The following is a 24,699-nucleotide window of genomic DNA, read 5'->3' as shown; positions in this document are numbered from 1 at the left end:
CCTCGCCCGGTCTCAGCCCATGGCGTGGATCCGCCGCGCGACGTCGAGATGGCGCTCCGCCGCCGCCCTGTTGCCCGGCCGCAGCCTGGTGCGCTCGGCCAGCAGCATCCGCGCGCGGGACAGGCGCCGGGCGCGCAGATTGGCCTCGATCAGGTACTGGTCGATGATGTCGCGCTGCGCGTGGCTCGCGCCGATGGCCGCGTCGTTGTTGTGGAGCGGCTCGAGCAGCGCGGCGGCGCCCGCGTGGTCGCCCTGCTCGAACAGCAGGATGGCGCGGCACAGCGGCAGGCCGAGCTTGCGGACCACCTCGGCGCTGTCCGGCCCCTCCTGGGCGGCGAACTCCTCCATGGAAGCCAGGAGTCGCGCGGTGGCCCCGAAGCGGCGCTCGCGGGCGAGGGCCATCATGTAGTGCAGGTCGGTGAAGATGAGCCCGTGGTCGCCGATGGACTTCTCCGCGAAGTCCGCGAGCCCCGCCCAGCGCTCGCCGACATCGACGCCCAGCAGCTCGAGCCGCGCCAGCAGGGAGGCCGCGTTCTGGATGTCGAGGTAGAAGGTCGATCCGTCGTTCCGCACGGAGCGGTCATAGAGCGACAGCACCTCGCCATGGTTCCCGCTTTCCAGGTGGAACAGCGCCAGGTGCCACCAGAGATGGCCCTTGAAGGGGTTGCGGTCGGACCAGTGGTCCTGCGGCCGCGTCAGCCAGGCGATGCCTTCCTCCTGCCGGTCCTCCATCTCCAGCACATGCGCGACGGCGTGGATGGCCCAGAGGTCGTCCGGGTTGTGGCGCACCGCTTCCCGCCCGAGGCGCTCCGCCTCGCGGTACTGGCCGCATTCCTCGTGGCCGAAGGCGAGCATGCCGAGGACGTTGCCATAGCCCGGCACGGCGCTCGACCAGCTGCCGAGCACCGAGGCGGCGCCGCCGCGCAGCGATCGCTGGCGCCCCGTCCAGAAGCAGTTGAAGTGGTGCAGGCGCAGCGCGACGATGTCGAGCGGGTGGTCGCTCAGGATCTGCTCCCAGACCAGGATGGCCTGGCCCGTGCGCCCCTCCGTCCAGGCGCGCAGCGCCCCGACATGCATCCGCTCGCGCGGGGTGGCGCCCTCGGCCTGCGCGCTGGCCTCGCGCAGCGCCGCCCGCGCGCTGCCCAGCACGGAAAAGGAGCCATACATCATGAACTGGTAGCCGCGCAGGCAATGCGCCATGGCGAAGCACGGATCCGCCTCGATGGTGTCCTTGATGGACTGCATCGTGTTCAGGCGGTACTCGAGGAGGTTCTGCTGCGCGGCATTGTAGCGCCGCGCCGCCTCCTCGCTGGCGGTGGTGAGGCGGTGGCCCTGGGCATCGCGCATGGCGATCCTCCCTCGATGTCTCGCCGCGCCCGGCGGCGGCTTCACCGGCCCGGAGGCCATGGCGCGGCCGGAGGCGTCATCCGGCGGCCCGTCCCCTATTCCGCCGCCGGCCGCAGCGCCTCGCCCCGGTAGCCGTCGCGGCCCTGCGGGAACTTGCGGCCGAGGATGCGGCTGGCGATCTGCGTCCGCAAGATCTGCGCCGTGCCGCCGCCGATCGTGAACATCCGCGCGTCCCGCACCATCCGCTCCAGCGGCAGGTCGCGGGAATAGCCGCGCGCGCCGAAGACCTGCAGGGCGTCGTTCGTCACCCTGATGGCCATTTCGGAGGCCAGGACCTTGGCCTGGGCGGCGAGCAGCGGATCGGGGAAGGGATCGGCGCTGGCCGCCGCGTCGTGGAGCGAGAGCCGGGCGGCATTGAGCTGGATGGACATGTCGGCCAGCATCCATTGCAGGCCCTGGAACTCCGCGATGGGGCGGCCGAACTGCTCGCGCGCGCCTGCATGGTCCAGCGCCAGCTCATAGGCGCCCTGCGCGATGCCGAGGGCCACGGTGCCCGCGCCCACGCGCTGGCTGTTATAGGCGTCCATCAGCTCGGCGAAGCCGCGGCGCCAGCCGCCCGGCGGCCGCAGCGCCATCGAGGCCGGCACCTCGGCATCCTCCAGGATCACCTCGCTCTCCGGGATGCCGCGCAGCCCCATGGTCGGCTCGCGGCGGCCGATGCGGAAGCCCGGGGTTTCCGGCACCCCTGGCACGTCGCGGGCGATGATGAAGCCGCCGATGCCCTGCTCCTGCCCCGCCTCGTCGAAGACGCGCGCGAAGACGAGGTGGAGCTTCGAGACACCCGCGCCGGTGATCCAGTGCTTCCGCCCGTTCAGCACATAGGTGTTGCCGTGGCGGACGGCGGAGGTCGTCATCTCGGTCGCGGCGGAGCCGGCGCCGGGCTCGGTGATGCAGATGGCGGGCTTGTCGCCGGCCAGCACGATGCGGGCGGCGAGCTGCTTCTGCTCCTCCGTGCCGTACTGCATCACCGCGGAGATCGCGCCCATGTTGGCCTCGACCGCGATGCGGCCGCTGACGCCGCAGACGCGCGCCATCTCCTCGACGATGAGCACCGCGTCGAGGAAGCTGCCGCCGGCGCCGCCATAGGCCTTCGGGATGGTGTGGCCGATCAGCCCCGCCCGCGTCATCTCGCGCAGGTTCTCCCAAGGGTAGGCTTCGGTGCGGTCGGTCTCGGCGGCGCGGGCGCGGATGGAGCCTTCCGCGACCTCCCGGGCCAGTCCCCGCAGGCGCGCCTGCTCCGGCGTGAGCTTGATCGGCATCGGCCATGTCCCCCCTGAGGCTTTTCTTGCCGGCAGGATGGCAGAAAAGCGCGCCGGCCGAAGGGGCAAAATGAGCCGGGTCGCGGCGACGCGCGGGCCGCCACGGGCTGCGCCGCCTCCATTCGGAACGGGAATTGCTATTCCGTATCGGAAATGTATGTTCCCCGCCATGCCGGCGGGCGCCTGCCTCCCCCGTGGGCGCAGGCGGAGCCAGGGCGCTGGTTTTCCTCGCCTCTCCCACGCGGAAGGCCGGAATCTCCGCGCTCCAGGTCGTTCATTCCAGACCCGGGATCGCACCGCGCCTCCGCCGGGGGGGGCGGCAAGAACCGTCCAGCACAAGAAGAACATTCAGAGGGAAGAACCATGGAAGAGAAGTTGAGCGGCGCGGCCACGCCCGCCGGACCGGCCCTGTCCCGCCGCGCCCTGCTCGCGGCCGCCATCGCCACCCCCCTCACGGGCGTCATCGCCCGCTACGGCAACGCCCAAGGGGCGCCCACCATCCGGATCGGCGTCCTGGCCGACATGTCCGGCGCCTATCGGGACACGGGCGGCCCCACCTCGCTCGCCTGCGCGCAGCAGGCGGTGGAGGATTTCCGCCCCGCCGAGCGCGGCATCAATGTCGAGATCCTGGCGGCCGACCACCAGCAGAAGGCCGATGTCGGGGCGGCGCTGGCGCGCCGCTGGTACGACCTCGACGACGTGGACGTGATCGTGGAGGTGAACAACAGCGCCGTGGCGCTGGCCGTCGGCAACGTCGCCCACGACAAGAACAAGATCCACCTCAACACCGGCGCCGTTTCCTCCGACCTGACGGGGCGCCACTGCAACCCGAGCCTGCTGCACTGGACCTCGGACAGCTGGATGTGCGCCAACGCCATCGCGCCCCATCTCGTCCGCGACGGTGGCAAGGACTGGTACTTCATCGCGCCCGACTACGCCTTCGGCCATTCCCTGCAGCGCGACACGGCGCGGATGGTGGAGCAGGCGGGCGGCAAGGTGCTGGGCCGCACCTTCTATCCCTTCCCCAGCACGACGGACTATTCCTCCTACCTGCTGCAGGCGGTCCGCAGCGGCGCCAAGGTGCTGGGCTTCGCCAACGGCGCGGGAGACCTGCAGAACTCGCTCAAGCAGGCGCATGAGTTCGGCCTGCACCAGCGCGGCATCCGGATCACCAGCCTCGTCACCTTCATCACCGACATCCACTCGGTCGGGCTCGAGATCACGCAGGACCTGGTGCTGACCGAGAGCTTCTACTGGGACCTGAACGACCGCACCCGCGCCTTCACCCGGCGCGTCCTGCCCAAGACGCCGCGCAACTACCCGAACCAGGAGCACGCGGCGACCTATTCCGGCGTGCTGCACTACCTGAAGGCCGTGGCCGAGATCGGGCCCGCGAAGGCCAAGGCCTCGGGCCAGGACACCATCGCCGCGATGAAGCGCCTGCCCACGGATGACGACTGCTTCGGCGCCGGGCGCCTGCGCGAGGACGGCCGCAAGATCAACGCGACCCACCTCTTCTCGGTCAAGAAGCCGTCGGAGAGCAAGGGCGCCTGGGACTACTACAAGCTGATCTCGACCATTCCCGCCGAGGAGGCGTTCCGCCCCGTGGCCGAGGGTGGCTGCCCCTTCATCCAGCGCTGAGCGGAACCGACAAGCGAAACCCGGGAGGAAACGCCATGGATGCCTATGCCGTCGTCGAGAATGGCAAGCCGCTGCAAAGGATGGAGCTGCCCACGCCCGAGCCCCAGGGCGAGCAGGTGCTGCTGGAGGTGACGCATGCCGGCGTCTGCCATTCCGACCTGCACATCTGGGAGGGCGAGTACGACATGGGCAGCCATGGCAAGCTGCGCATGGCCGACCGGGGCCTCGTCCTGCCGCTGGTGATGGGCCACGAGATCGTCGGACGCGTCGCGAAGCTGGGGCCGGAGGCGGAGGGCAAGGGCGTGGCCGTCGGCGACATCCGCCTGGTCTACCCTTGGGTGGGCTGCGGGCATTGCGCCTTCTGCCAGGCCGAGGAGGGCAACATGTGCGCGACGCCGCGCTCGCTCGGCGTCGCGCAGCATGGCGGCTATTCGAGCCATGTGCTGGCCATGAGCTGGCGCCACCTGATCGAGATCGACGGCCTCGACCCCGCGCTCGCCGCGACCTATGCCTGCTCGGGCGTCACCGTCTATTCCGCGCTCCGCAAGATCCTGCCGCAGCCGCCGGACGAGCCCATCGTGATCGTCGGCGCGGGCGGGCTCGGCATGAACGCCATCGCCATCCTCCGCGCGCTCGGGCACCGGCGCATCTGCGTGGTGGACATCAGCGCCGAGAAGCTGGAGGCGGCGCGCAGGCAGGGCGCCACGGAAACCGTGCTGGCCGGGAGCGACGGCACGGCGGAAGCCATCGTCGCGGCCTGCGGCGGGCCGGTGATCGGCATCGTCGATCTCGTCAACGGCACCCAGACGGCCCGCTTCGCGCTCGGCGCGCTGCGCAAGGGCGGCCGGCTGGTGCAGGTCGGCCTGTTCGGGGGGGAGATGCAGGTGCCGCTCCCCCTGATGCCCATCCGCGCCCTGACGGTCCAGGGAACCTATGTCGGCAACCTCAAGGAGTTGCGCGAGGTCGTCGAGCTCGCGCGCAACGGCAGCCTGCCGCCCATCCCCGTCAGCACGGAGCCGATGTCCGAGGTCAACAACGTCCTCAACCGCCTGCGCGACGGCCATGTGGTGGGGCGCGTGATCCTGACCGCCGCGTAGGGCGGGGGTGCCGCCCTGGCCGCGCGGGCACCGTGCGGCCAGGGCCGAGATCCCGCCTGGCACAGACAGGCCGCCCCCAGACAGACAGGCCGCCCCCAGGCTGCCCTGGCACGAACCGGGCTGGGCGGCCCCTTCCTTTCCGCCGGCCCGCCCGCCCGGGCGCGGCCTGTGGCTCAGCCTGCCGGCGCCCCGGGCCGGGTTCGCGTGTCCGCCCGCATCTCGGCCAGCATGTCGGCCAGCACGGCGCCGTGCTCGCGCAGGTCGCGCGTCACGGCGGCGCGGGCGGCGGCCGGGTCGCGCGCCTCCAGCGCCGCGAGCAGCGCCACATGCGGGTGGTCCTGCGGCGCCACGGGGCGGGGCACGGTGAACAGCAGGTTGATGGTGGGGCCGGCCTGCACCCACAGGCTTTCCACCATGCGCCGCAGCACCGGCATCCGCGCCAGGCCGATGGTGTGGAAGTGGAACAGCTCGTTCTCGGTCAGCACCATGCGCGCATCGTGGCGCAGCCGCCCCTCGGCCACGCGGGCATGGATGGCGCGCAGCACGGCGATGTCCTCGGGCGTGGCCAGCTCGGCGGTGCGGGCGGCGGCGCGGCCTTCCAGCTCCACCCGCAGCTCCATGATCTCGTGGTAGCGCTCCGGCGCCAGCCGCGGCACCCAGGCGATGCCGCGCGCATCGAGATCGAGCCCGCCTTCCGAGACCAGCCGCAGCAGCGCCTCGCGCACCGGCGTCGGGCTGACCTGCATCTCCTGGGCCAGCAGCCGGTGCACCAGCTTCTGGCCCGGCGAGAGCCGGCCGGACATCAGGGCCGCGCGCAGGCGGCGATAGACCTTGCCCGCGAGGCTTTCCTCGCGATCGACGGGCGCAAGCGGGGGGAGGGCATCCATGGCGGCGCAGTCATCGTCGGGCGGCCTTGACGTGTCAAGCGAATCGCAATTTGCTATAGCAAACATCAAGACACTTCGAGGAAACGCCCGGATGCCTGACAGCGCCCCCTCCCTCGCGGCGAACGCGACCGTCGCCCTGCGCCTGGCCGAGGCCCTGGCCCGCCATGGCGTCACCCTGACTTTCGGGCAGAGCCTGCCCTCGGCCTTCCACCTCGCCGCGCCGCATGCCGGCATCGAGCAGAAGGTGTACCGGCAGGAGAACATGGGCGGCACCATGGCCGACGGCTATGCCCGCATCTCGGGCAAGGTCGGCGTCGTCACGGCGCAGAACGGGCCGGCGGCCACCCTGCTGGTGCCGCCGCTGGCCGAGGCGCTGAAGGCCAGCGTGCCGGTCATCGCGCTGGTGCAGGAGGTCACGCGCGACAGCACGGACCGCAACGCCTTCCAGGAATTCGACCACCTGAAGATGTTCGACCCGGTGGCCAAGTTCGTCCGCCGCATCGACCGCGCGGACCGGCTGGAGGACTATGTGGACATGGCCTTCGCCGCCGCCACCTCCGGCCGGCCGGGCCCCGCCGTGCTGCTGCTGCCGGCCGACCTGCTGCTGGAGCGCGCCGCCCCCGTGGCGCGGCGCCGCGCCAATCTCGGCAGCTACCCGCTGGACCGGGTGCGGCCCGAGGCCGCGCGCATCGAGGAGGCGGCGGCGCTGCTGGCGCGGGCCGCGCGCCCCGTCGTCATCGCCGGCGGCGGCGTTCACCTCTCGGGTGCCGCGGAGGAGCTGGCGGCGCTGCAGGAGGAGGCGCACCTGCCCGTCGCCACCACCTTCATGGGCAAGGGGAGCGTGGCGGAGACGCATCCGCTCTCCATCGGCGTGGTCGGCAACACCATGGGGCTCGGCGCCCGCGCGCGCGCGCTGCGGCCGCTGGTGGCGGAGGCCGATGTGGTGCTGCTGGTGGGCAACCGCACCAACCAGAACGGCACGGACAGCTGGACGCTCTACCCGGCCGATGCCCGCTTCATCCACATCGACCCCGACCCGCTGGAGATCGGCCGCAACTACGAGGCGCTGCGCCTGACGGGCGACGCGCGCGCCACGCTGGCGGCGCTGCGGACCGCGATGGCGGGGCAGGACCTCGCCGCCCGCGCCGCCGCGCGCCCGGCGCTGGAGCGGCGCATCGGCGCCGCGGTGGAGGAATGGCGCGGCCTGGTCGCCGGCGTCTGCGCGCGCGACGGCGGGCCGGTACGCCCCGAGCGCGTCGCCGCCGAGATCGACCGCCGCCTGCCGGAGGACGGCATCATGGTGGCCGACGCCTCCTATTCCTCCAACTGGATCAACATCTACATGACGGCCCGGCGGGCCGGGCAGCGCTTCCTGACGCCGCGCGGCCTGGCGGGCCTCGGCTGGGGCGTGCCGCTGGCGATCGGCGCGCAGGTGGCGGCGCCGGAGCGGCGCGTGGTCTGCCTGTGCGGCGATGGCGGCTTCGGCCATTCCTGGGCGGAGCTGGAAACGCTGCAGCGCCTCGCGCTGCCCGTCACCGTCGTGGTGCTGAACAACGGCATCCTCGGCTTCCAGAAGCACGCCGAGGACACGAAGTATGGCGAGCACACCATCGCCTGCGACTTCGGCGCGGTGGACCATGCCGCCATCGCGCGGGCCTGCGGCATCGCCGGGCACCGCGTGGCGAGGGGCGAGGAGCTGGGCGCGGCGCTGGACGCGGCCTTCGCCTCCGGCGCGCCGGCGCTGATCGAGGTGCTGACCGACCCCGACGCCAAGCCGCCGCTGACCATGTATCACGGCCACTTCCCCGAGCCGTTCTGATGCTGGCGCTCCGCAAGACGCGCGCGGCGCCCGGGCTGGAGGCGCTGGACGCGCCCGAGCCCGGCCCGCCCGGCCCCGGCGAGGTGCTGCTGCGGATCGAGGCGGTCGGCATCTGCGGCAGCGACGTGCACGCCTATGAGTGGACCGAGGGGTATGGCCACATGGCGCCGCACCTGCCGCTGACCATGGGGCACGAGATGGCGGGCCGCGTGCTCGCCGCCGGCCCCGGCGCCGGCATCGCCGAGGGGACGCGCGTGGCGGCGCATCCCGGTCTCGTCTGCGGCGCGTGCCCGGCCTGCCGGCGCGGCGAGCCGCGCGGCTGCGAGCGCCGCCGCACGCTGGGCCTGACCTGCGACGGCGGCTTCGCTTCCCTGCTGCGCCTGCCCGCCGCCAATGTGCTGCCGCTGCCCGAGGCGGTGGATGCCGAGCTGGGCGCGCTGGTCGAGCCGCTCTCCGTCGCCGCCGAGGCGGTGCGGGTGGGCGAGGTCTCGCTCGGCCACACGGTGCTGGTGCTGGGGCCGGGCACCATCGGCCAGGGGCTGGCGCTGATGGCGCGCGCCGCCGGCGCGGGGCGGGTGATCGTCGCCGGCCGCGCGGACGCGCCGCGCTTCGCGGTGCTGGAGCGCCTGGGCTTCGCCGATGTGGCGGACGTGGCGGAAGGGCCGCTCGCCGGGCAGGTGCTGGCGCTGACCGGCGGCCGCCCCGTGGACGTGGTGCTGGAGGCCACCGGCCACCCGCCCTCCGTCGCAGAGGCGCTGGGCGTGCTGCGGCGCGACGGCGTGCTGGTGGTGGCCGGCATCCACGCCGCGCCGCTCGCCCTGCCGCTCACCGACTTCGTCCGCAACCGCCACCAGCTCCGCGCCTCGCACGGCTCGGCGCGCGGCACCTGGGACCGGGTGCTGGCGCTGCTGGCGCGCGACCCGGAGGGCTTCCGCCCGATGATCACGCACCGCCTGCCGCTCGAACGCGGCCTGGAAGGGTTCGAGCTTTCCCGCCAGCGCGCCGCCAGCAAGGTGATCCTGACGCCATGAGCCTTCCCGCCATCCAGCCCGATGACCGCGTCGCCCTCGTCACCGGCGCGGCGCGGGGCCTCGGCGCCGCCATCGCCCGCGCCCTCGCCGCCGCCGGCCACCCCGTCATCCTGGCCGACGTGCTGGACGGGGCGGAGGCGGTCGCGGCGGAGCTGAACGCCGCCGGCCACCGCGCCCGCGCCCTGCGTCTCGACGTCGCCGACGAGGCCGCCATCGCCGCCCTGCCGGAGGTGCTGGGCCCCTGGTGGGAGGCGCTCGGCGTGCTGGTGAACAATGCCGGCATCTCGCCCAAGGTCGAGGGCCGCAAGCGCCTGGTCGAGGAGATCCCGACCGCCGAGTGGCGCCGCGTGATGGACGTCAACCTCACCGGCCCCTTCCTGCTCTCGCGCGCCGCCATCCCCGTGCTGAAGCGGCGGCGCTGGGGCCGCATCGTGATGATGACCAGCCAGGCCGCGCATGTGCCGAGCAGCATCACCGGCGCCTATTACGGCGCCTCCAAGGCCGGGCTGATGGGCTTCGCGCGCAACCTGGCGGCCGAGCTCGGGCCATTCGGCATCACCGTCAACAGCGTGGCGCCGGGCCGCATCGCGACCGACATGGTGGCCGGCGCCGCGCCGGGGATGAACGAGGCCTTCATCGCCCGCATCCCGCTCGCCCGCCTGGGCGAGCCGGCCGAGGTGGGGGCGGTGGTCCGCTTCCTGGCCTCGGACGACGCCGGCTACCTGACCGGCACCACCATCGACGTCGGCGGCGGCAGCTACATGCCCTGACGCGCCGGCCCTGGCCCAGGCGCGGGAAAGCGCCGGGCCTTCCATCCCGGGAGGAGAGAACACCATGCAACGACGCACCCTGCTGGCGGCCGCGCCCGCCGCGCTGCTCACCCCGCGCCTCGCCCGCGCCGCCACCTGGCCGGAGCGCGAGATCACCGTCATCGTCCAGTACGGGCCGGGCGGCTCGACCGACGTCTCCACCCGCGCCATCGCCGCCGAGGCGGAGAAGATCCTGGGCGTGCCGGTGCAGGTGGTGAACCGCCCCGGCGGCCAGGGCACGGTGGGGCCGCAGCAGGTGGCGGCGGCGCGGCCGGATGGCTACACGCTGGGCACCACGGGCCTGGCCGGCCTCGCCATCGCCCCGCACATGCTGGACGTGCCCTACACGTCCGACAGCTTCACCTTCCTGCCCGCCTTCGCGCGCTACCTCTACGGCATCGCGGTGCGCGCGGAATCGCCGCACAAGACCATCGAGGAGCTGATCGCCGCGGCGAGGGAGAAGCGCACCACCTTCGGCGCCACCGGCGCGCCCAACAACATCGGCATGTTCGAGCTGGGGCGGAAGGTGGGGGCGCGCTTCCAGTTCGTGCCCTTCGGCTCCGGCGCCGAGGCGGTGACGGCGGCGCTGGGCGGGCATGTGGAGGCGGTGATCCAGAACCCGCCCGAGATGCTGCCGGCGCTGCAATCGGGGCGGCTGCGCCTGCTCGCCTCGGCCAGCGCGGGCCGCTGGAAGGAATACCCCGACGTGCCGACGCTGCGCGAGCGGGGCCACGACGTGGTGGTCGATTCCATGATCGGCTTCATCGCTCCCAAGGGGGTGCCGGAGGAGCGCCGCGCGGTGCTGAACCGCGCCTTCCTGGAAGCCGCGCGGAAGCCGGCGCTGGCGGAGATCCTCGGCCGCTTCGGCATGGTGCCGACGCTGATGCCGGCCGACGAGTTCGAGCGCACGGTGCGCGCGGCGCATGACCGCTTCGGGCCCGAGCTGCGCGAGGCCGGCCTGGCGCGGAAGCGTTGAGCGCCGCCATGACGCGCACCGCCCGCTGGGTCGCGCTCGGCGGCCTCGCCTTCGCCCTGCTCGGCTGGCAGGAGGCAGCGCGGCTGGAGCGCTGGGGCTGGGACGGCCCCGGCCCCGGGCTGGTGCCGCAGGTGCTGCTGGTGCTGATCGGCCTGGCGGCGCTGGCGGTGCTGGCCTGGCCGGGCGATGCCGCGGCCGAGCCGGAGGGCGGCGCCGCGCCGCACCGCAACCGCACCTTCCTGGCCTATGCGGGCGCCATGCTGGGCGTGGCGCTGGTGCTGCCCCATGCGGGCTTCATCCTGCCGATGCTGGTGGCGGTGCTGCTGATGCTGCGGCTGGGCGAGGGCGCCCGCTGGTCCACCGCCGGCCTCTACGCCGCGGGGCTGACGGCGGGCACGGTGCTGCTGTTCGGCACGCTGCTCGGCGTGCCCTTCCCGCCCGGGCCGGTGGAGCACGCGCTCTCCGGCCTTGGCCTGCTGCGGGGAGGCTGAGGCCATGATGGACGGGCTGCTGCACGGCTTCGCCGTGCTGTCCACCTGGCAGAACCTGAGCCTCTGCCTGCTGGGCGCGGTGCTCGGCACGGTGGTGGGGGTGCTGCCGGGGCTCGGCCCCGCCACCACCATCGCGCTGCTGCTGCCGATCACGCTGAAGCTCGACCCGACGGGCGCCATCATCCTGCTCGCCGGCATCTATTACGGCGTGGCCTATGGCGGCACGCTGACCTCGGTGCTGATGCGCATCCCCGGCGAGGCCTCCTCCGTCGTCACCTGCCTCGACGGCTACGAGATGGCGCGCAAGGGGCGGGCGGGGGCGGCGCTCGGCATCGCGGCCCTCGGCTCCTTCTTCGCGGGCACGGTGGGCATCCTCGGCGTCATGCTGCTCTCGCCGCCGCTGGCCGAGCTGGTGATCGCCTTCGGGCCGTGGGAATACGCGGCGCTGATGCTGGCGGGGCTGTCGCTGATCGCCTTCTTCGCCGCCTCGGGGCTGGCCAAGGCGGCGCTGATGGCGCTGCTCGGCCTGCTGCTGGGCTCGGTGGGCATCGACCCCATCGCCGGCACGCCGCGCTTCACCTTCGGCATCCCGGAGCTGGTGGACGGGATCAACATCACGCCGCTGGCGCTCGGGCTGTTCGGCCTGTCGGAGCTGCTGTTCCTGGCGCTGGTGCCGGCCGCCAAATCCGAGATCCTGCGCCCGCCCGCCTCGCTGCTGGGCTTCCTGCCGAGCCGGGAGGAGGCGCGCCGCTCCGTGGCGCCGGTGCTGCGCGGCACCGGCCTCGGCTTCCTGGTGGGGCTGCTGCCGGGGGGCGGCGCGGTGCTGGCCTCCTTCCTGTCCTATGCGGTGGAGAAGCGGCTGGCGCGGCGCCCGCAGGAGTTCGGCCGCGGCGCGGTGGAGGGCGTGGCGGGGCCGGAGGCCGCCAACAACGCCGGCACGGCGGGCGCCTTCATCCCGCTGCTCACCCTGGGCATCCCGGCCAACGCGGTGACGGCGCTGCTGCTCGGCGCGCTGCTGATCCATGGCGTGCAGCCGGGGCCGATGATCCTGGAGCGGCAGCCGGAGATCTACTGGGGCGTGATCGCCTCCATGTATCTCGGCAACGTCCTGCTGCTGGTGCTGAACCTGCCGCTGGTCGGGCTGTTCGTGCGCGCGCTGGAGATCCCGCGCCGCTTCATGGCGGCGGCCATCCTCTCCATCTGCGTCATCGGCGTCTACAGCACCAACCTCGCCAGCTTCGACGTGCTGCTGGCGGTGGGCTTCGGACTGCTCGGCTTCGTGCTGCGGCGCGGCGGGTTCGACCTCGGGCCGCTGGTGCTGGCCTATGTGCTGGGCCCGACCTTCGAGCGCTCGCTGCGCCAGGGGCTGCTGATCTCGGATGGCGACCTGACGGAGCTGCTGCACCGGCCGATCGCGCTCGGCTTCATCGCCGCCGCCGTGCTGACGCTGCTGGCCGCCGTGCTGCTGCGCAACCGCGCCCGGGTGGCGGACTGACCCGGCCCGCCCGGCCCGGGCCGCCGCCCTGAGTGCCCCCTGGGCCTAGCCCGGGGGGCGGAGCAGGCGGCGGGCCGCCTCCACCACCGCCGCGCGGTGCCGCGCCAGCGTCGGCTCCGCGGCGCCGGCGAGCTGGCACACCTCCTGCGGCATGTGGCACCAGCTGCGGGCGAGGGCGATGAGCAGGCCGAGCAGCGCCACCGGGTCCCAGCCCGGGTCGATCAGCCCGGCCCGCTGCGCGGCCCGCAGCTTCTCCAGCTTGGCGCGGTAGGCGGCGAGCCGGGGATGGTCCTCCGGCAGGGCCTGCCCGGCATCCTCGAGCGCGCACCAGGCGGCGATGCGGTGATGCTCCGGGTGGCGGCGGAAATGGTCGAACAGGCGGCCGACATAGCCGGGCAGGTCGTCGGGATCCATCGGCACGGCGCGGGCGATCTCGGCCATCTGCTGCGCCTTGATGGTTTCCAGCAGCTCCTCCTTGTCGCGGAAATAGGCGTAGAGCCGCTCCTTGCTGGTGCGCGCCGCCGCGGCGATGCGGTTGATGCGCGCGCCCGCGATGCCGTGGCGGGCGAACTCCGCCAGCGCCGCCTCCAGGATTCGTGTTCGCGTCGTCTCGTCCGCCGGTGACATCGTCCTGACCCGCCCCTGCTGGTGGCTCACCTGGGCCGGCCCGCCCGAACCATTCGGTTTGACAGGCCGGGCGGGATTTGGCTAAATCCGAACCATCCGGTTCCGCCCTTCCGGTCCACCCTTCCGGCCTCCTCCTGTGTAGGGCCTTCCCGCCGGGCGCGACAGGGCCGGAGCCGCCTTTTCCCTGGTCCCGCCGGGCCCTGCCGGCCGGCGGCGCCAGCCACCGACCGAACCCTCTCCCCTGAAGGACGGCCCTCATGGAACTGATCATCAACGGCACGCCCCGCCGCGTCAACTCTGAGGCCGACACCCCCCTGCTCTGGGTGATCCGCGACGAGCTCGGCCTGACCGGCACCAAGTATGGCTGCGGCGCCGCGCAATGCGGGGCCTGCACCGTGCTGGTGGACGGCCAGCCGACGCGCTCCTGCGTGACGCCCGTGGAAAGCGTGGCGGGCCTGCCCGTCACCACCATCGAGGCGATCGGCGAGGATCCGGTGGGCCGCCGCGTGGTGGAGGCGTGGGTCGCCGCCCAGGTGCCGCAATGCGGCTATTGCCAGTCCGGCCAGGTGATGGCGGCAACCGCCCTGCTGAAGCAAACGCCGCGGCCCACCGAGGAGGACATCGCCGCAGCCATGACCAATCTGTGCCGCTGCGGCACCTACAACGCCATCGCCGCCGCCACGCGGCAGGCCGCGCAGGGCTGAGGGAGGAACGCGCCATGGACGCCATCACCCCTCCCGCCCTGGTCGAGGCCCTCGCGCTGCGCGACGCGTTGCCCGCGGACCGGCCGCTCAACCTGTCCCGCCGCGGCCTGCTCGGCGCCTCGCTCGGCGCGCTGGTGCTGGGCGTCGCGCTGCGCGGCGCGCCGGCCCGCGCCCAGGCGGCCGCCGCTGGCGGAGCCGCGAAGCCCGGCACCCGCGTGCCCGCCTTCCTGGAGATCCGCCCCGACGGCGCCATCCTGCTCCGCAGCCCCTTCGTCGAGGGCGGCCAGGGCGTTTCCACCGCCATGGCGCAGATCGTCGGCGAGGAGCTGGACGCCGACCCCGCCCGCTTCGTCGTGGAATGCGCGCCGCCCGGCGCGGACTACATGGTGGTGAACGGCCGGCGCCTGACCGGCGGCAGCTTCTCCGTCCGCAGCAGCTACGCCACCATGCGCCAGCTCGGCGCCAGCGCCCGGCGGATGCTGCTCCAGGCCGCCGCCACGCGCCTCGGCGTGCCGCTGGACAGCCTTTCCACCGAGCCGGGCCGCGTGGTCCATGCCGGCTCCGGCCGGACGCTCGACTACGGCGCCCTCGCCGCCGAGGCCGCCGCGCTGCCGGTGCCGGACGGCGCGCCCCTGCGCGCCGAGGCGGATTTCCGCTACATCGGCAAGCCCGTGGCGCGGCTCGACGCGCGCGAGAAATCCACCGGCAAGGCGGTCTATGCCATCGACCTCGCGGTGGAGGGCATGCTGCAGGCTGCCGTGCAGCACGCGCCGCGCCTGGGCTGCGAGCCCGGCGCCATCGCCAACGAGGCGGCGGTGAAGGCGATGCCGGGGGTGCATTCCATCCACCGCCTGCCCGGCGCCGTGGCCGTGGTGGCGGACCGCTGGTGGCGCGCCCGCCGCGCGGCCGAGACGCTGGAGGTCGCCTGGAGCGAGCCGGCGGCGGATGCGCGCAACGTGATGCCGGCGGATTTCTCCTCGGACGGGATGCGCGCCGCGCTCGCCGCCGCTTCCGGCCCGGGCAACACGGCCGAGACCGTGGGCGACGCCGCCACGGCGCTGAAGGGCGCCGCGCGCACGGTCGAGGCCAGCTATGACGCGCCCTACCTGGCGCATGGCCAGCTCGAGCCGCCCTCGGCCATCGCCCGCTGGAACGCCGATGGCACGCTCGACCTCTGGCTGCCCAACCAGGCGCCGGAGATGTTCCAGCGCGTCGCGGCCCAGGTGGCCGGCATCGCGCCCGAGAAGGTGAACATCCACTCGCCCATGCTGGGCGGCTTCTTCGGCCGCCACTTCCTCTACGACGCGGCCAGCCCCTTCCCGCAGGCCATCCAGCTCGCCAAGGCGGTGGGCCGGCCGGTGAAGCTGATCTGGAGCCGCGAGGAGGAGTTCCTGCGCGACGCGCTGCGGCCGATGGGGCTGGCGCGCTTCCGTGCCGGCATCGGCGCCGACGGGCTGCCCGTGGCGCTGGAGGCCGAGGCGGTGGGCGAGGGGCCGATCGGCCGCTGGTTCGGCACCAAACCGGGCGCCGCCGACCCCTCGGCGGTGGAGGGCATCTCGGGCAAGCCCTACGCCATCCCCAACCGGCAGGTGGCGCATGTGCCGCTGAGGAACCCGGCCGTCATCGGCTTCTGGCGCTCCGTCGGCCATTCGATGAACGACTTCTTCTACGAGGCCTTCTTCGACGAGATGGCCGATGCCGCCGGCCAGGACCCCTATGCGCTGCGCCTGCGGTTGCTGGCGGAGAAGCCGCGCCACAAGGCGCTGCTGGAGGCGGTGGGCGCGCTTTCCGGCGGCTGGAAGCGCGGACCCTACGAGGCCGCGGACGGCACCCGGCGCGCCCGCGGCGTCGCCATGGCCTCGCCCTTCGGCAGCGAGGTGGCGACCATCGCCGAGGTGTCGCTGAAGGAGGGCGAGGTGGTGGTGCACGATGTCTGGGTGGCGATCGACCCGGGCCGCATCGTCAACCCGGCGATCATCGAGGCGCAGGTGAACTCCGCCGTGGCGCTCGGCCTGTCCTCGGCGCTGCTGGAGGAGGTGGTCTATGCCGATGGCGCGCCGCAGGCCCGCAACTTCGACGGCTATCCGATCCTGCCGCCGGACCGTATGCCGCGCGTGCATGTGCGCATCGTGGAAAGCGGCGCGCCCATGGGCGGCATCGGCGAGCCCGGCCTGCCCGGCGTGCCGCCGGCCGTGGTGAACGCGGTGGCCGCGCTGACCGGGCAGCGCATCCGCAGCCTGCCCCTTTCCAAGACCCGCCTGGGAGCCGCCTGATGCACCGTGCCTTCGCCCTGAAGCTGTCCTCCACCCTGCTGCTCGCCGCGCTGGCTTCCCTGCCGGCGCGGGCGCAGGAAGCGGAGGGGGATGCCGCACGGGGCCGTACCCTGTTCCAGCGCCAATGCCAGTTCTGCCACCAGGTGGCGCAGCCGCGCAACGGCGTCGGCCCCACGCTGCAGGGCGTGATGGGCCGCGCCGCCGCCGGCGTGCAGGGCTACAACTATTCGCCGGCGCTGAAGGGGCTGGACCAGAGCTGGACGCCAGACACCCTGGACGCCTTCCTGGCCAACCCGACCGGCGTCGCGCGCGGCACCCGCATGGTGCAACGCGTGGCCGCCGCGCAGGACCGCAAGGACATCATCGCCTTCCTGGCCGCGCCCTGAGGGGTTCGTGCCCCGGGGCGCGGCCGGAAAGGCCGGGCCCTGGAATGCGGAACGGCCCGCCGCGCGATGCGCGGCGGGCCGTTCCCGTTTCAGGAGCCCCCCGGGAGCAGGTCCGGTCAGGCGGTTCCGCCTGGCCGGGATCAGGCCCAGGTGGCGCCGGGCCTCAGAAGCGGCGCTCGAACACCGTCACGACATCGCCGGGCTGCAGCAGGGTCTGGCGCTCCGTGCGGTATTCGCGGGGCTGGCCGTCCTCGCCGATGCGGGTGAGGCCCACATACTCGGTCACGGCGCGGTAGTTGAAGCCGCCCGAGACGGCCACGGCGGCGAGCGCCGTCATGCCCGGCTGGTAGGGGGTCTGGCCGCCGCGCTCGACCATGCCGAGCACGAAGACGGGCCGGTATTCCTGGATCTCGACCGCCACGGAGGGGTCGTTGAACAGGTTGCGGCTGCGCAGGCTGCGCACGATGGCCGTCTCGGCCTCGGCGGTGGTGCGGCCGGAAACCGGGATGGCGCCCACCAGCGGCAGGGCGATGGTGCCGCTGTCGGTGACGCGGAACTCGCCGGTCAGCCGCGGGTCGTTGAACACGGTGACGCGGAGCTGGTCGCCGGGGCCGAGCTTGTAGGGGCCGGCTACGGTCTGCGGCAGGGGAGGGAGGTCGGCGCCCGGATTCGCGCAGGCGGCCAGCAGGAGCGCGGCGCCCATGGCCAGTCCACGCAGACCTGCGCGCACACCCTTCATCGAAAAAGCAGAACGAGGCATCTCTCACTCCCGGAATCTGGAAATATGAGACAAATATCTACATATCGACGCAGCGTGGACGAAGCAGAAAGGCGCCGTCTCTCGATCAATAGTTGATGATTTCCCGACTCATTACAGGGAGAAGCGCAGGCGCACCTGGAACTGGTTGATGCCGTATTCCCGCACCCCGTCCGGCGCCTCCAGCCGCTCGGTGTGCTGGTAGCTGGCCAGCACCGCCATGTTGCGGTTGATCAGGTACTGGGCGCCGACCAGCGCGATGCCGTCGGTGACCTTGCCGCGCTCCGGGTAGTCGCGGTGCTCGGCGCGCAGCTCGCCGGTCAGGATCACGTTGCGCAGCAGCTCGTGATCGACGGTGACGCGGCCCAGGGTGCGGGTGTAGCTGACATTGCTGGCGCGGATCGATTCCTCGATCGTGCGCTGCACCGCGAGGGTCACGGTGGTCAGCTGCGAGGGCACCATGATCAGCTGGCCCTCGAAGGCGAGGCCGGACAGGTTCTTCAGCGTCGGGTCGTCGTAGTCGCGCTCGCGGTAGCCGGCGGTGAGGCGGGCCTGCCACAGGCCGGTCAGGTCGTACTGGAAGCCGGCCTGCGCCTCCCAGGTGAAGGAGTCGCGGCCGCGCTGCTCGGAGCGATCATAGGCGATGTCCTGCACCCGCACGAGGGCCAGCAGGTGCCGGCCCTCGACGACGGTGTAGTCCGCCTCCAGCTCGCCCTGGAGCGAGTTGTAGTCGTTCCCCGAGTTGATCTCCCGCTGGTCCCCGCTGGTGCGGTCCTCGTAGCGGATGATGCGGTACTCGGCGGAGGGCTTCAGCGCCAGGCGGTTGAAGGCGGCGACGCCGCCCACCTCGAAGATGTGCTGGTCATACGGGACCGGGCGGCTGAAGCCGCTTTCCTGCACGTCGAAATTGTCGACGTCGAGATGCGAGCGCTGGTAGTTGTAGCTGCCGAAGACCGAGGAGGCGCGGCCGATGTCGTAGCGCCCGTTCACCCCCACCGCGTAGTCGTTCCAGTTCAGGCTGCTTTCGCGGATGTGCTGGCGGGTGGACTGCGAGGCGGTCAGGCCCAGGGCGTGGCGCGTCCAGAAGCTGTTGGCCGAGACGCTCAGCGCCTCGGTGAAGAAGGCGTCGCCCTTCTCGTTCTCGCGGCCGGGCTGGAGGTTGTCGTCATAGCCCATGCCCAGCTCGAGGGCGCTGTCGATGCGGAAGCCGCCCAGGCGCACGCCGGCCGGGTCGTAGTCCGGGCGGGGGCGGGTCATCACGGTGACGCCGCGCGCCGTGGCCTCCGGCCCGATCGTGGCGGTCTGCGCCGCGGCGCCGGCGGGCGCCAGGGCCAGCAGGGCGGCGCCGGCGGGCGCCAGGGCGAGGAAGCCGGGCAGGCAGAGCAGGCTCAGCGCGGCGGGGAGGCGGCGGGCGCGGGCCGCGCCCTTCTCCGTGCCGGGGCGGACCGCTGCGATGTCTCCCATGTCATTCCTGAGCGTGTTCTTTGAAGGCATCGGAGCGATCCCAACTTCAGTTCGGCCGTGGCACCGCTCCCGCATGGAGACGGCGAAATATTTTTTCACGGAATCAGCCCAGATCAAGCCTTCTCTGCGCCGTCCCGGCCCCGGGCCACGCGGAGTTGCGCTTTTCCGTGGCGCCGCGTCCCGGAGGCAACGCCCCACCCTGTCGCGGAAGGGGAAGGCTGGCAAGGCCGGCAAGCCCCGCGCCTTCCGCCGCCGGCCATTTTCCCCCGCCCCTGTGGCCGCCCTGCGCCAGCGCCGCCCGGAGCCTCATTGGCAGCCCCGCCTAGAGTCCCGCCGGCATCCTCAGCCGGGCAAGGGACCGGTGCCGTCCTCCAGCGCCATCAGGCTGGCATTCCCCCCCGCCGCGGCGGTGTTGATGCTGACGGAGCGCTCCAGCACCAGCATCTCCATCGGCAGGTGGCCCTCGGCGCCGGCGGCCAGCACGGGGACGATCGGGCCCTCGCCGGCGGCAGCCGCCTGGCACAGGGCGAGCAGCGACGCCGCGTCGCCCTCGTGCAGGACCACGTCGCAGCCGGCGGGGTCCGGCGCGGCGACGGGCGTCACCCAGGGGCGCAGCGCCTCCGGCAGTGTTTCCGGCAGCGTTTCCGGCAGCACCCCGGGCGGGGCATGCAGCCGCACCCGGTTGCCGGCCAGCAGCGCGGCATCGGCCAGCCGCGCCAGCCCTTCCCGGGTGGCGGCGGCGCAGAGCACGGTGCCGCGCGAGTGCAGCCCGTGGCGGTTCTCCTCGCCCACCGGACCGGGCAGCAGCCGGGGCGGGGCCAGCGGCGCGGGCGTCGCGGGGAGCGGCAGGCCCTGGGAGGCGAGCCAGCCGCGCCACAGCCGCGCCGCCTCGGGCGGCGTGCCTTCGGGCAGGCCCATGGCGGGCGGGCAGGCGGCCAGCAGGCGGCGCAGGTAGAGCGGACCGCCCGCCTTCGGCCCGGTGCCCGAAAGGCCGTGCCCGCCAAAGGGCTGCACGCCCACCACGGCGCCGATGATGTTGCGGCTGACATAGACGTTGCCGGCCGGCGCCTGCTCCGCGAGCCGCCGGATCGTGGCGTCGATGCGGGAATGGATGCCGAAGGTCAGCGCGTGGCCGGTGGCCCGCAGCTCGGCCATCAGCCCGTCCAGCGCCTCGCGGCGGAAGCGCAGGACGTGCAGCACGGGGCCGAACACCTCGCGCTCCAGCGCTTCCACGCGGTCGATCTCGATGAGGGTGGGCGCGACGAAGCTGCCATGCCGGCACGCTGCCGGCAGGGGCAGGGCGTGCACGGCGTGGCCGCGCCGCCGCATCGCGGCCACATGGGCCAGGATACCCTCCCACGCCTCCTCGCCGATGACGGGCCCGACATCGGTGGAAAGCCGCGCCGGATCGCCGGTGGAAAGCTCCGCCATGGCGCCCTTCAGCATCTCCAGGAGCCGATCCGCCGCCTCCTCCTGCACGCAGAGCAGGCGCAGCGCCGAGCAGCGCTGCCCGGCGCTGTCGAAGGCCGAGGCCAGCACGTCGGCCACCACCTGCTCGGCCAGCGCCGAGCTGTCCACCACCATCGCGTTCAGCCCGCCCGTCTCGGCGACCAGCGGCACGGGCCGGCCATCGGCGCCGAGGCGCCCGGCGATCCGCCGCTGGATGCGGCGGGCCACCTCGGTGGAGCCGGTGAACATGACGCCGCCCACGCGCGGGTCGGCCACCAGCCGCGCGCCCACCGCGCCGTCGCCCGGCAGGAGCTGCGCCGCCCCGGGCGGCACGCCCGCCTCGTGCAGCAGGCCGATGGCGAGGCCGGCGGTGAGCGGCGCCTCCTCGGCCGGCTTGGCCAGCACGGCATTGCCCGCCGCCAGCGCCGCCGCCACCTGGCCGGTGAAGATGGCCAGCGGGAAGTTCCAGGGCGAGATGCAGGCGACCACGCCGAGCGGGCGGTGGGTCGCGGCGGCGAAGCCCCGCGCCTCGGCGGCGTAGTAGCGCAGGAAGTCCACCGCCTCGCGCACCTCGCCCACCGCGTTGGGCAGCGACTTGCCGGCCTCGCGCACGATGGTGCCGAGCAGGGCCGGCAGGCGCGCCTCCATCAGCTCCGCAGCGCGCTCCAGGCGGGCGGCGCGCGCGGCGCCGGACAGGGCGGCCCAGCCGGGCGCGGCCGCCACGGCGCGGGCCAGGGCGGCGTCCACCGCCTCCGGCGCCGCCTCGGCGACATGGCCCACCACGTCGCGCCGGTCGGCCGGGTTGCGCACGGGGCGAGGCGGGGCGGTGCCCTCCGCCAGGGTGGGCGCGGCACGCAGCGGCGCGGCGTTGGCGCGGAGGGTTCCGGCGAGTTCGGCGATGCGGTGCTCGTCCGCCAGGTCGAGCCCGGCCGCGTTGCGCCGCGCGGCGCCGAACAGGGCGGCGGGCGCGGCAATGGCGTCATGCGGCCGGCCCGGCGGCACGAGAGCGGCGGCGGCGGCCACGGGGTCCGCCACCAGCGCCTCCACCGGCACGCCAGGGTCGTTGATCCGGTTCACGAAGGAGGTGTTGGCGCCGTTCTCCAGCAGGCGCCGCACCAGATAGGCCAGCAGCGTCTCATGCGTGCCGACGGGGGCATAGATGCGGCAGGGCCGGTCCAGCCCCGCGGGCCCGACCACCGCCTCGTAGAGCGGCTCGCCCATGCCGTGCAGGCACTGGAACTCGTACTGGCCCGGCCGGTAGCGCTCCGGCCCGGCCATGGCGTGGATGGCGGCCAGCGTCCGCGCGTTGTGCGTGGCGAATTGCGGGAACACCGCGTCCGGCGCCTCCAGCAGCTTCCGCGCGCAGGCGAGGTAGGAGACGTCCGTGTGGACCTTGCGGGTGAAGACGGGGAAGCTTTCCAGCCCGTCCTGCTGCGCGCGCTTGATCTCGCTGTCCCAGTAGGCGCCCTTGACCAGCCGCACCATCATGCGCCGCCCCGTGCGCCGGGCGAGGTCGATCAGGAAGTCAATGACGAAGGGCGCGCGGCGCTGATAGGCCTGCACCACGAAGCCGACGCCGTCCCACCCCGCCAGCCGCGTATCGTGGCAGAGCGCCTCCAGCAGGTCGAGGGACAGCTCCAGCCGGTCCGCCTCCTCGGCGTCGATGTTGAGGCCGATGTCGTGGTGGCGGGCCAGCGCCGCGAGGCCGGCCAGGCGGGGCAGCAGCTCCGCCATCACCCGGCCGCGCTGCGCCCGGGCATAGCGCGGGTGCAGGGCGGAGAGCTTGATGGAGATGCCCGGCCCTTCCTGGATGCCGCGCCCGGCCGAGGCCTGCCCGATGGCGTGGATGGCCTCCTCGTAGCTGCGCCGGTAGCGCGCCGCGTCCGCCGCCGTGGCCGCGGCCTCGCCCAGCATGTCGTAGGAATGGCGGAAGCCCTGCCGCTCCCGCGCCCGGCCATTGGCCAGGGCCTCCGCGATGGTCTGGCCGGTGACGAACTGCTCGCCCAGCATGCGCATGGCGAGGTCGACGCCGCGGCGGATGGCGGGCTCCCCCGCCCGGCGCAGCAGGCGGGTGAGGGCACTGGCCAGCCCCGCCTCGCCCTCGGGCGAGGCCAGCCGCCCCGTGACCACCAGCCCCCAGGTGACGGCGTTCACGAAGAGCGAGCCGGAACGGCCGAGATGGGCGCGCCAGTCGCCGCCCGCGATCTTGTCGCGGATCAGCGCGTCGCGCGTCGCGGTGTCGGGGATGCGCAGCAGCGCCTCGGCCAGGCACATCAGCGCCACGCCCTCCTGGCTGGACAGCGAGAACTCCCGCATCAGCGCCTCCACCCCGCCCTGGCGCGGCCTGGCGCGCAGGCCCAGCACCAGGCGGCGCGCCAGCGCCGCGGCCTGTTCCTCCTGCGCGGGGGACAGGGCGGCGGCGGCCAGCAGGGGCGGCAGGCATTCCGTTTCCGGCCGGCGCGTGGCGCGGGTGATGGCATCGCGCAGCGGGGCCGGCGGCCGGACCTCCTCCGCGAGGGCCTGGAAGGGCGGGGGCAGAAGGTCGGTGCTCATCATGCACTCTCTCGGCGGGTCGGCGGGACAAGGGGATGGTAGCCGCGCCGCCGGCCGATCAACACGGGACTTTCGCGCATCCAGCCGTATGATCGGCGCCGTTAAGCCCATTTCCTGGTGAAAGATACCGATGACCGACCGGACGGACCGCATGATCCTTTCCGTCCTCCAGCGCGAGGGGCGGATCACCAACCTGGAGCTGGCCGAGCGCGTGGGACTGTCCCCCACGGCCACCAGCGAGCGGATGCGGCGGCTGCTGCGGGAAGGCTTCGTGACCGGCTTCGGCGCGCGGCTGGACCCGCACCGGCTGGGCTTCGGCCTGCTGGTCTTCGTCGAGGTGCTGCTCGACAAGACCACGCCGGATGTCTTCACCCGCTTCGCCGAGGCGGTGAACCGGGCGCCGGAGGTGCTGGAGTGCCACATGGTGGCGGGCGGCTTCGACTACCTGGTCAAGACCCGGGTGCGGGACATGGCGGCCTATCGCCGCTTCCTGGGCGACGTGCTGCTGGCCCTGCCCGGCGTGCGCGAAACGCGGACCTATGCCGTGATGGAGGAAGTCAAGAGCGACGGCCTGCTGCCGCTCTGAGCCCCTCGTGCGGCGGGAAAGGCGGGGGTCGCCCCGCCCGCCGGGCGCGGGCATGGTGGCGGCGCCGGCGCCATGCCGGCCAACGCGGCGGCCCGGCGGCCAGGCCCCGGGCGCGGAAGGGAGGACCGGCCATGCCCGGACAGGACGAGGACAGCTACGAGATCCATGCCGTGAAGTATGCGCGGCATGACCGCCCGGCGCATGAGAACTTCATCGGCGGCGACCCGCACGACAACGCGCCGATGCCGCTCGACTACTTCGTCTGGGCGGTGGTCGGGCGGCGGCGGAGCTTCATCCTCGACACCGGTTTCAGCGCCGAGGTGGCGGCGCGGCGCGGCCGCCGGCTGCTCTGCACCCCGGCCGAGGGGTTGCGGCGCATCGGCATCGAGGCGGCGGAGGCCACCGACGTGGTGCTGTCGCACATGCACTACGACCATGCGGGCAATGCCGGCATGTTTCCCGGCGCGCGCTACCACATCCAGGACCGGGAGATGGCCTTCTGCACGGGGCGCTGCATGTGCCACGGGACGCTGCGCGCGCCCTTCGAGGCGGAGGACGTGAAGGCGATGGTGGACCGCGTCTTCGCCGGCCGCGCCAGCTTCCACGACGGCAGCGTGGAGCTGGCCCCGGGCGTCAGCCTGCACCATGTGGGGGGGCATTCGCTGGGGCTGCAGGTGATGCGCGTACGCACGCGGCGCGGCTGGGTGGTGCTGGCCTCGGACGCCACGCATTTCTACGCCAATCTCGAGCAGCGCCGGCCCTTTCCCATCGTGGCGGACATGACGCAGGTGCTGGAGGGCTACGACGCGCTGCACCGCCTGGCCAGCTCGCCCGCCCACATCATCCCCGGCCACGACCCGCTGGTGCTGGAGCGCTACCCCGCCTCCGCGCCGGGGCTGGAGGGCATGGCGGCGCGGCTGGACGCGGAGCCGCGGCCGGGGTGAGGCGGGCGGCATCCTGGCAGCCCACATTCATTCCGATCCCGAAG

The 24,699-nt window shown here is 73.4% G+C and carries 20 protein-coding genes; 13 read left to right on the top strand and 7 right to left on the bottom strand.

Annotated features, from left to right (window positions below; translation table 11 throughout):
* Positions 1 to 12: 12 nt before the first annotated feature.
* A complete protein-coding gene (locus CR162_RS08355) occupies positions 13 to 1,347 on the bottom strand; it encodes a tetratricopeptide repeat protein (RefSeq protein ID WP_099095083.1) in 1,335 nt (444 codons plus the stop codon).
* A gap of 95 nt (positions 1,348 to 1,442) precedes the next feature.
* The gene (gene acdA / locus CR162_RS08350; RefSeq protein WP_099095082.1) at positions 1,443 to 2,666 is read right to left on the bottom strand and encodes a 3-sulfinopropanoyl-CoA desulfinase; all 1,224 of its coding nucleotides are present in this window, start codon (positions 2,664 to 2,666) and stop codon (positions 1,443 to 1,445) included.
* A 363-nt stretch (positions 2,667 to 3,029) separates the two neighbouring features.
* Here acdA and CR162_RS08345 point away from each other — a divergent pair, with 363 nt between their 5' ends.
* On the top strand, positions 3,030 to 4,307 hold the full coding sequence (locus tag CR162_RS08345) for an ABC transporter substrate-binding protein (protein WP_099095081.1): 1,278 nt from the start codon (positions 3,030 to 3,032) through the stop codon (positions 4,305 to 4,307).
* Between the two features lie 35 nt (positions 4,308 to 4,342).
* Complete coding sequence (locus CR162_RS08340; RefSeq protein WP_099095080.1) at positions 4,343 to 5,404, top strand: alcohol dehydrogenase; 1,062 nt, start codon at positions 4,343 to 4,345, stop codon at positions 5,402 to 5,404.
* A 173-nt stretch (positions 5,405 to 5,577) separates the two neighbouring features.
* On the opposite strand, the gene CR162_RS08335 is transcribed toward CR162_RS08340, so the two are convergent.
* Complete coding sequence (locus CR162_RS08335) at positions 5,578 to 6,291, bottom strand: GntR family transcriptional regulator (protein ID WP_176559772.1); 714 nt, start codon at positions 6,289 to 6,291, stop codon at positions 5,578 to 5,580.
* Positions 6,292 to 6,382: 91 nt separating this feature from the next.
* Between CR162_RS08335 and CR162_RS08330 the strand changes: the two genes are divergently transcribed.
* From CR162_RS08330 to CR162_RS08305, 6 genes are all read left to right on the top strand, one after another.
* Entirely contained in the window at positions 6,383 to 8,110 is a 1,728-nt protein-coding gene (locus CR162_RS08330) for an acetolactate synthase catalytic subunit (protein ID WP_099095078.1), read from the top strand.
* On the top strand, positions 8,110 to 9,141 hold the full coding sequence (locus CR162_RS08325) for a zinc-dependent alcohol dehydrogenase (RefSeq protein ID WP_099095077.1): 1,032 nt from the start codon (positions 8,110 to 8,112) through the stop codon (positions 9,139 to 9,141). The genes CR162_RS08330 and CR162_RS08325 overlap by 1 nt, the downstream gene beginning before the upstream one ends.
* A complete protein-coding gene (locus CR162_RS08320) occupies positions 9,138 to 9,911 on the top strand; it encodes an SDR family NAD(P)-dependent oxidoreductase (RefSeq protein WP_218014854.1) in 774 nt (257 codons plus the stop codon). The genes CR162_RS08325 and CR162_RS08320 overlap by 4 nt, the downstream gene beginning before the upstream one ends.
* A gap of 64 nt (positions 9,912 to 9,975) precedes the next feature.
* Entirely contained in the window at positions 9,976 to 10,926 is a 951-nt protein-coding gene (locus CR162_RS08315; RefSeq protein WP_099095076.1) for a tripartite tricarboxylate transporter substrate binding protein, read from the top strand.
* An 8-nt stretch (positions 10,927 to 10,934) separates the two neighbouring features.
* Positions 10,935 to 11,417, top strand: a complete 483-nt coding sequence (locus CR162_RS08310) for a tripartite tricarboxylate transporter TctB family protein (protein WP_099095075.1) — start codon at positions 10,935 to 10,937, stop codon at positions 11,415 to 11,417.
* 4 nt (positions 11,418 to 11,421) lie between these two features.
* Positions 11,422 to 12,912, top strand: a complete 1,491-nt coding sequence (locus CR162_RS08305; RefSeq protein ID WP_218014853.1) for a tripartite tricarboxylate transporter permease — start codon at positions 11,422 to 11,424, stop codon at positions 12,910 to 12,912.
* 45 nt (positions 12,913 to 12,957) lie between these two features.
* On the opposite strand, the gene CR162_RS08300 is transcribed toward CR162_RS08305, so the two are convergent.
* Positions 12,958 to 13,539, bottom strand: a complete 582-nt coding sequence (locus CR162_RS08300; RefSeq protein WP_099095074.1) for a TetR/AcrR family transcriptional regulator — start codon at positions 13,537 to 13,539, stop codon at positions 12,958 to 12,960.
* Positions 13,540 to 13,796: 257 nt separating this feature from the next.
* On the opposite strand from CR162_RS08300, the gene CR162_RS08295 reads away from it, so the two are divergent.
* From CR162_RS08295 to CR162_RS08285, 3 genes are read left to right on the top strand one after another with little or no spacing between them, the layout of a single operon-like run.
* Positions 13,797 to 14,243, top strand: a complete 447-nt coding sequence (locus CR162_RS08295) for a (2Fe-2S)-binding protein (protein ID WP_099095073.1) — start codon at positions 13,797 to 13,799, stop codon at positions 14,241 to 14,243.
* Between the two features lie 14 nt (positions 14,244 to 14,257).
* Complete coding sequence (locus CR162_RS08290; RefSeq protein WP_099095072.1) at positions 14,258 to 16,516, top strand: xanthine dehydrogenase family protein molybdopterin-binding subunit; 2,259 nt, start codon at positions 14,258 to 14,260, stop codon at positions 16,514 to 16,516.
* Positions 16,516 to 16,902, top strand: a complete 387-nt coding sequence (locus CR162_RS08285) for a c-type cytochrome (RefSeq protein WP_099095071.1) — start codon at positions 16,516 to 16,518, stop codon at positions 16,900 to 16,902. The genes CR162_RS08290 and CR162_RS08285 overlap by 1 nt, the downstream gene beginning before the upstream one ends.
* A gap of 163 nt (positions 16,903 to 17,065) precedes the next feature.
* On the opposite strand, the gene CR162_RS08280 is transcribed toward CR162_RS08285, so the two are convergent.
* The 3 genes from CR162_RS08280 to putA form a co-directional block, all read right to left on the bottom strand.
* Entirely contained in the window at positions 17,066 to 17,605 is a 540-nt protein-coding gene (locus CR162_RS08280; protein WP_245870203.1) for a polysaccharide biosynthesis/export family protein, read from the bottom strand.
* A 168-nt stretch (positions 17,606 to 17,773) separates the two neighbouring features.
* A complete protein-coding gene (locus CR162_RS08275) occupies positions 17,774 to 19,123 on the bottom strand; it encodes an outer membrane beta-barrel protein (protein WP_141563109.1) in 1,350 nt (449 codons plus the stop codon).
* 342 nt (positions 19,124 to 19,465) lie between these two features.
* Entirely contained in the window at positions 19,466 to 23,125 is a 3,660-nt protein-coding gene (gene putA / locus CR162_RS08270; protein ID WP_099095068.1) for a bifunctional proline dehydrogenase/L-glutamate gamma-semialdehyde dehydrogenase PutA, read from the bottom strand.
* A gap of 130 nt (positions 23,126 to 23,255) precedes the next feature.
* Between putA and CR162_RS08265 the strand changes: the two genes are divergently transcribed.
* Together CR162_RS08265 and CR162_RS08260 are read left to right on the top strand one after the other, a co-directional pair.
* Positions 23,256 to 23,711 carry an Lrp/AsnC ligand binding domain-containing protein gene (locus CR162_RS08265; protein ID WP_218014852.1) on the top strand — a complete coding sequence of 152 codons (456 nt, stop codon included), beginning with the start codon at positions 23,256 to 23,258 and terminating at the stop codon, positions 23,709 to 23,711.
* A gap of 131 nt (positions 23,712 to 23,842) precedes the next feature.
* A complete protein-coding gene (locus CR162_RS08260) occupies positions 23,843 to 24,655 on the top strand; it encodes an N-acyl homoserine lactonase family protein (RefSeq protein WP_099095066.1) in 813 nt (270 codons plus the stop codon).
* Positions 24,656 to 24,699: the final 44 nt, after the last annotated feature.

The organism is Teichococcus rhizosphaerae (assembly GCF_002631185.1).
In the GTDB taxonomy this organism is placed as follows: Bacteria; Pseudomonadota; Alphaproteobacteria; order Acetobacterales; family Acetobacteraceae; genus Pseudoroseomonas; species Pseudoroseomonas rhizosphaerae.
This window is presented reverse-complemented; position numbering and strand designations above follow the sequence as displayed.

Coding starts and splice junctions, on each gene's coding strand:
- CR162_RS08335 (WP_176559772.1), bottom strand. CDS start 6,291: ATGGATGCCCTCCCCCCGCTTGCGCCCGTCGATCGCGAGGAAAGCCTC.
- CR162_RS08280 (WP_245870203.1), bottom strand. CDS start 17,605: ATGGGCGCCGCGCTCCTGCTGGCCGCCTGCGCGAATCCGGGCGCCGAC.
- CR162_RS08340 (WP_099095080.1), top strand. CDS start 4,343: ATGGATGCCTATGCCGTCGTCGAGAATGGCAAGCCGCTGCAAAGGATG.
- CR162_RS08290 (WP_099095072.1), top strand. CDS start 14,258: ATGGACGCCATCACCCCTCCCGCCCTGGTCGAGGCCCTCGCGCTGCGC.
- CR162_RS08310 (WP_099095075.1), top strand. CDS start 10,935: ATGACGCGCACCGCCCGCTGGGTCGCGCTCGGCGGCCTCGCCTTCGCC.
- CR162_RS08260 (WP_099095066.1), top strand. CDS start 23,843: ATGCCCGGACAGGACGAGGACAGCTACGAGATCCATGCCGTGAAGTAT.
- CR162_RS08295 (WP_099095073.1), top strand. CDS start 13,797: ATGGAACTGATCATCAACGGCACGCCCCGCCGCGTCAACTCTGAGGCC.
- CR162_RS08355 (WP_099095083.1), bottom strand. CDS start 1,347: ATGCGCGATGCCCAGGGCCACCGCCTCACCACCGCCAGCGAGGAGGCG.
- CR162_RS08325 (WP_099095077.1), top strand. CDS start 8,110: ATGCTGGCGCTCCGCAAGACGCGCGCGGCGCCCGGGCTGGAGGCGCTG.
- acdA (WP_099095082.1), bottom strand. CDS start 2,666: ATGCCGATCAAGCTCACGCCGGAGCAGGCGCGCCTGCGGGGACTGGCC.
- CR162_RS08300 (WP_099095074.1), bottom strand. CDS start 13,539: ATGTCACCGGCGGACGAGACGACGCGAACACGAATCCTGGAGGCGGCG.
- CR162_RS08330 (WP_099095078.1), top strand. CDS start 6,383: ATGCCTGACAGCGCCCCCTCCCTCGCGGCGAACGCGACCGTCGCCCTG.
- putA (WP_099095068.1), bottom strand. CDS start 23,125: ATGAGCACCGACCTTCTGCCCCCGCCCTTCCAGGCCCTCGCGGAGGAG.
- CR162_RS08320 (WP_218014854.1), top strand. CDS start 9,138: ATGAGCCTTCCCGCCATCCAGCCCGATGACCGCGTCGCCCTCGTCACC.
- CR162_RS08275 (WP_141563109.1), bottom strand. CDS start 19,123: ATGGGAGACATCGCAGCGGTCCGCCCCGGCACGGAGAAGGGCGCGGCC.
- CR162_RS08305 (WP_218014853.1), top strand. CDS start 11,422: ATGATGGACGGGCTGCTGCACGGCTTCGCCGTGCTGTCCACCTGGCAG.
- CR162_RS08265 (WP_218014852.1), top strand. CDS start 23,256: ATGACCGACCGGACGGACCGCATGATCCTTTCCGTCCTCCAGCGCGAG.
- CR162_RS08285 (WP_099095071.1), top strand. CDS start 16,516: ATGCACCGTGCCTTCGCCCTGAAGCTGTCCTCCACCCTGCTGCTCGCC.
- CR162_RS08315 (WP_099095076.1), top strand. CDS start 9,976: ATGCAACGACGCACCCTGCTGGCGGCCGCGCCCGCCGCGCTGCTCACC.
- CR162_RS08345 (WP_099095081.1), top strand. CDS start 3,030: ATGGAAGAGAAGTTGAGCGGCGCGGCCACGCCCGCCGGACCGGCCCTG.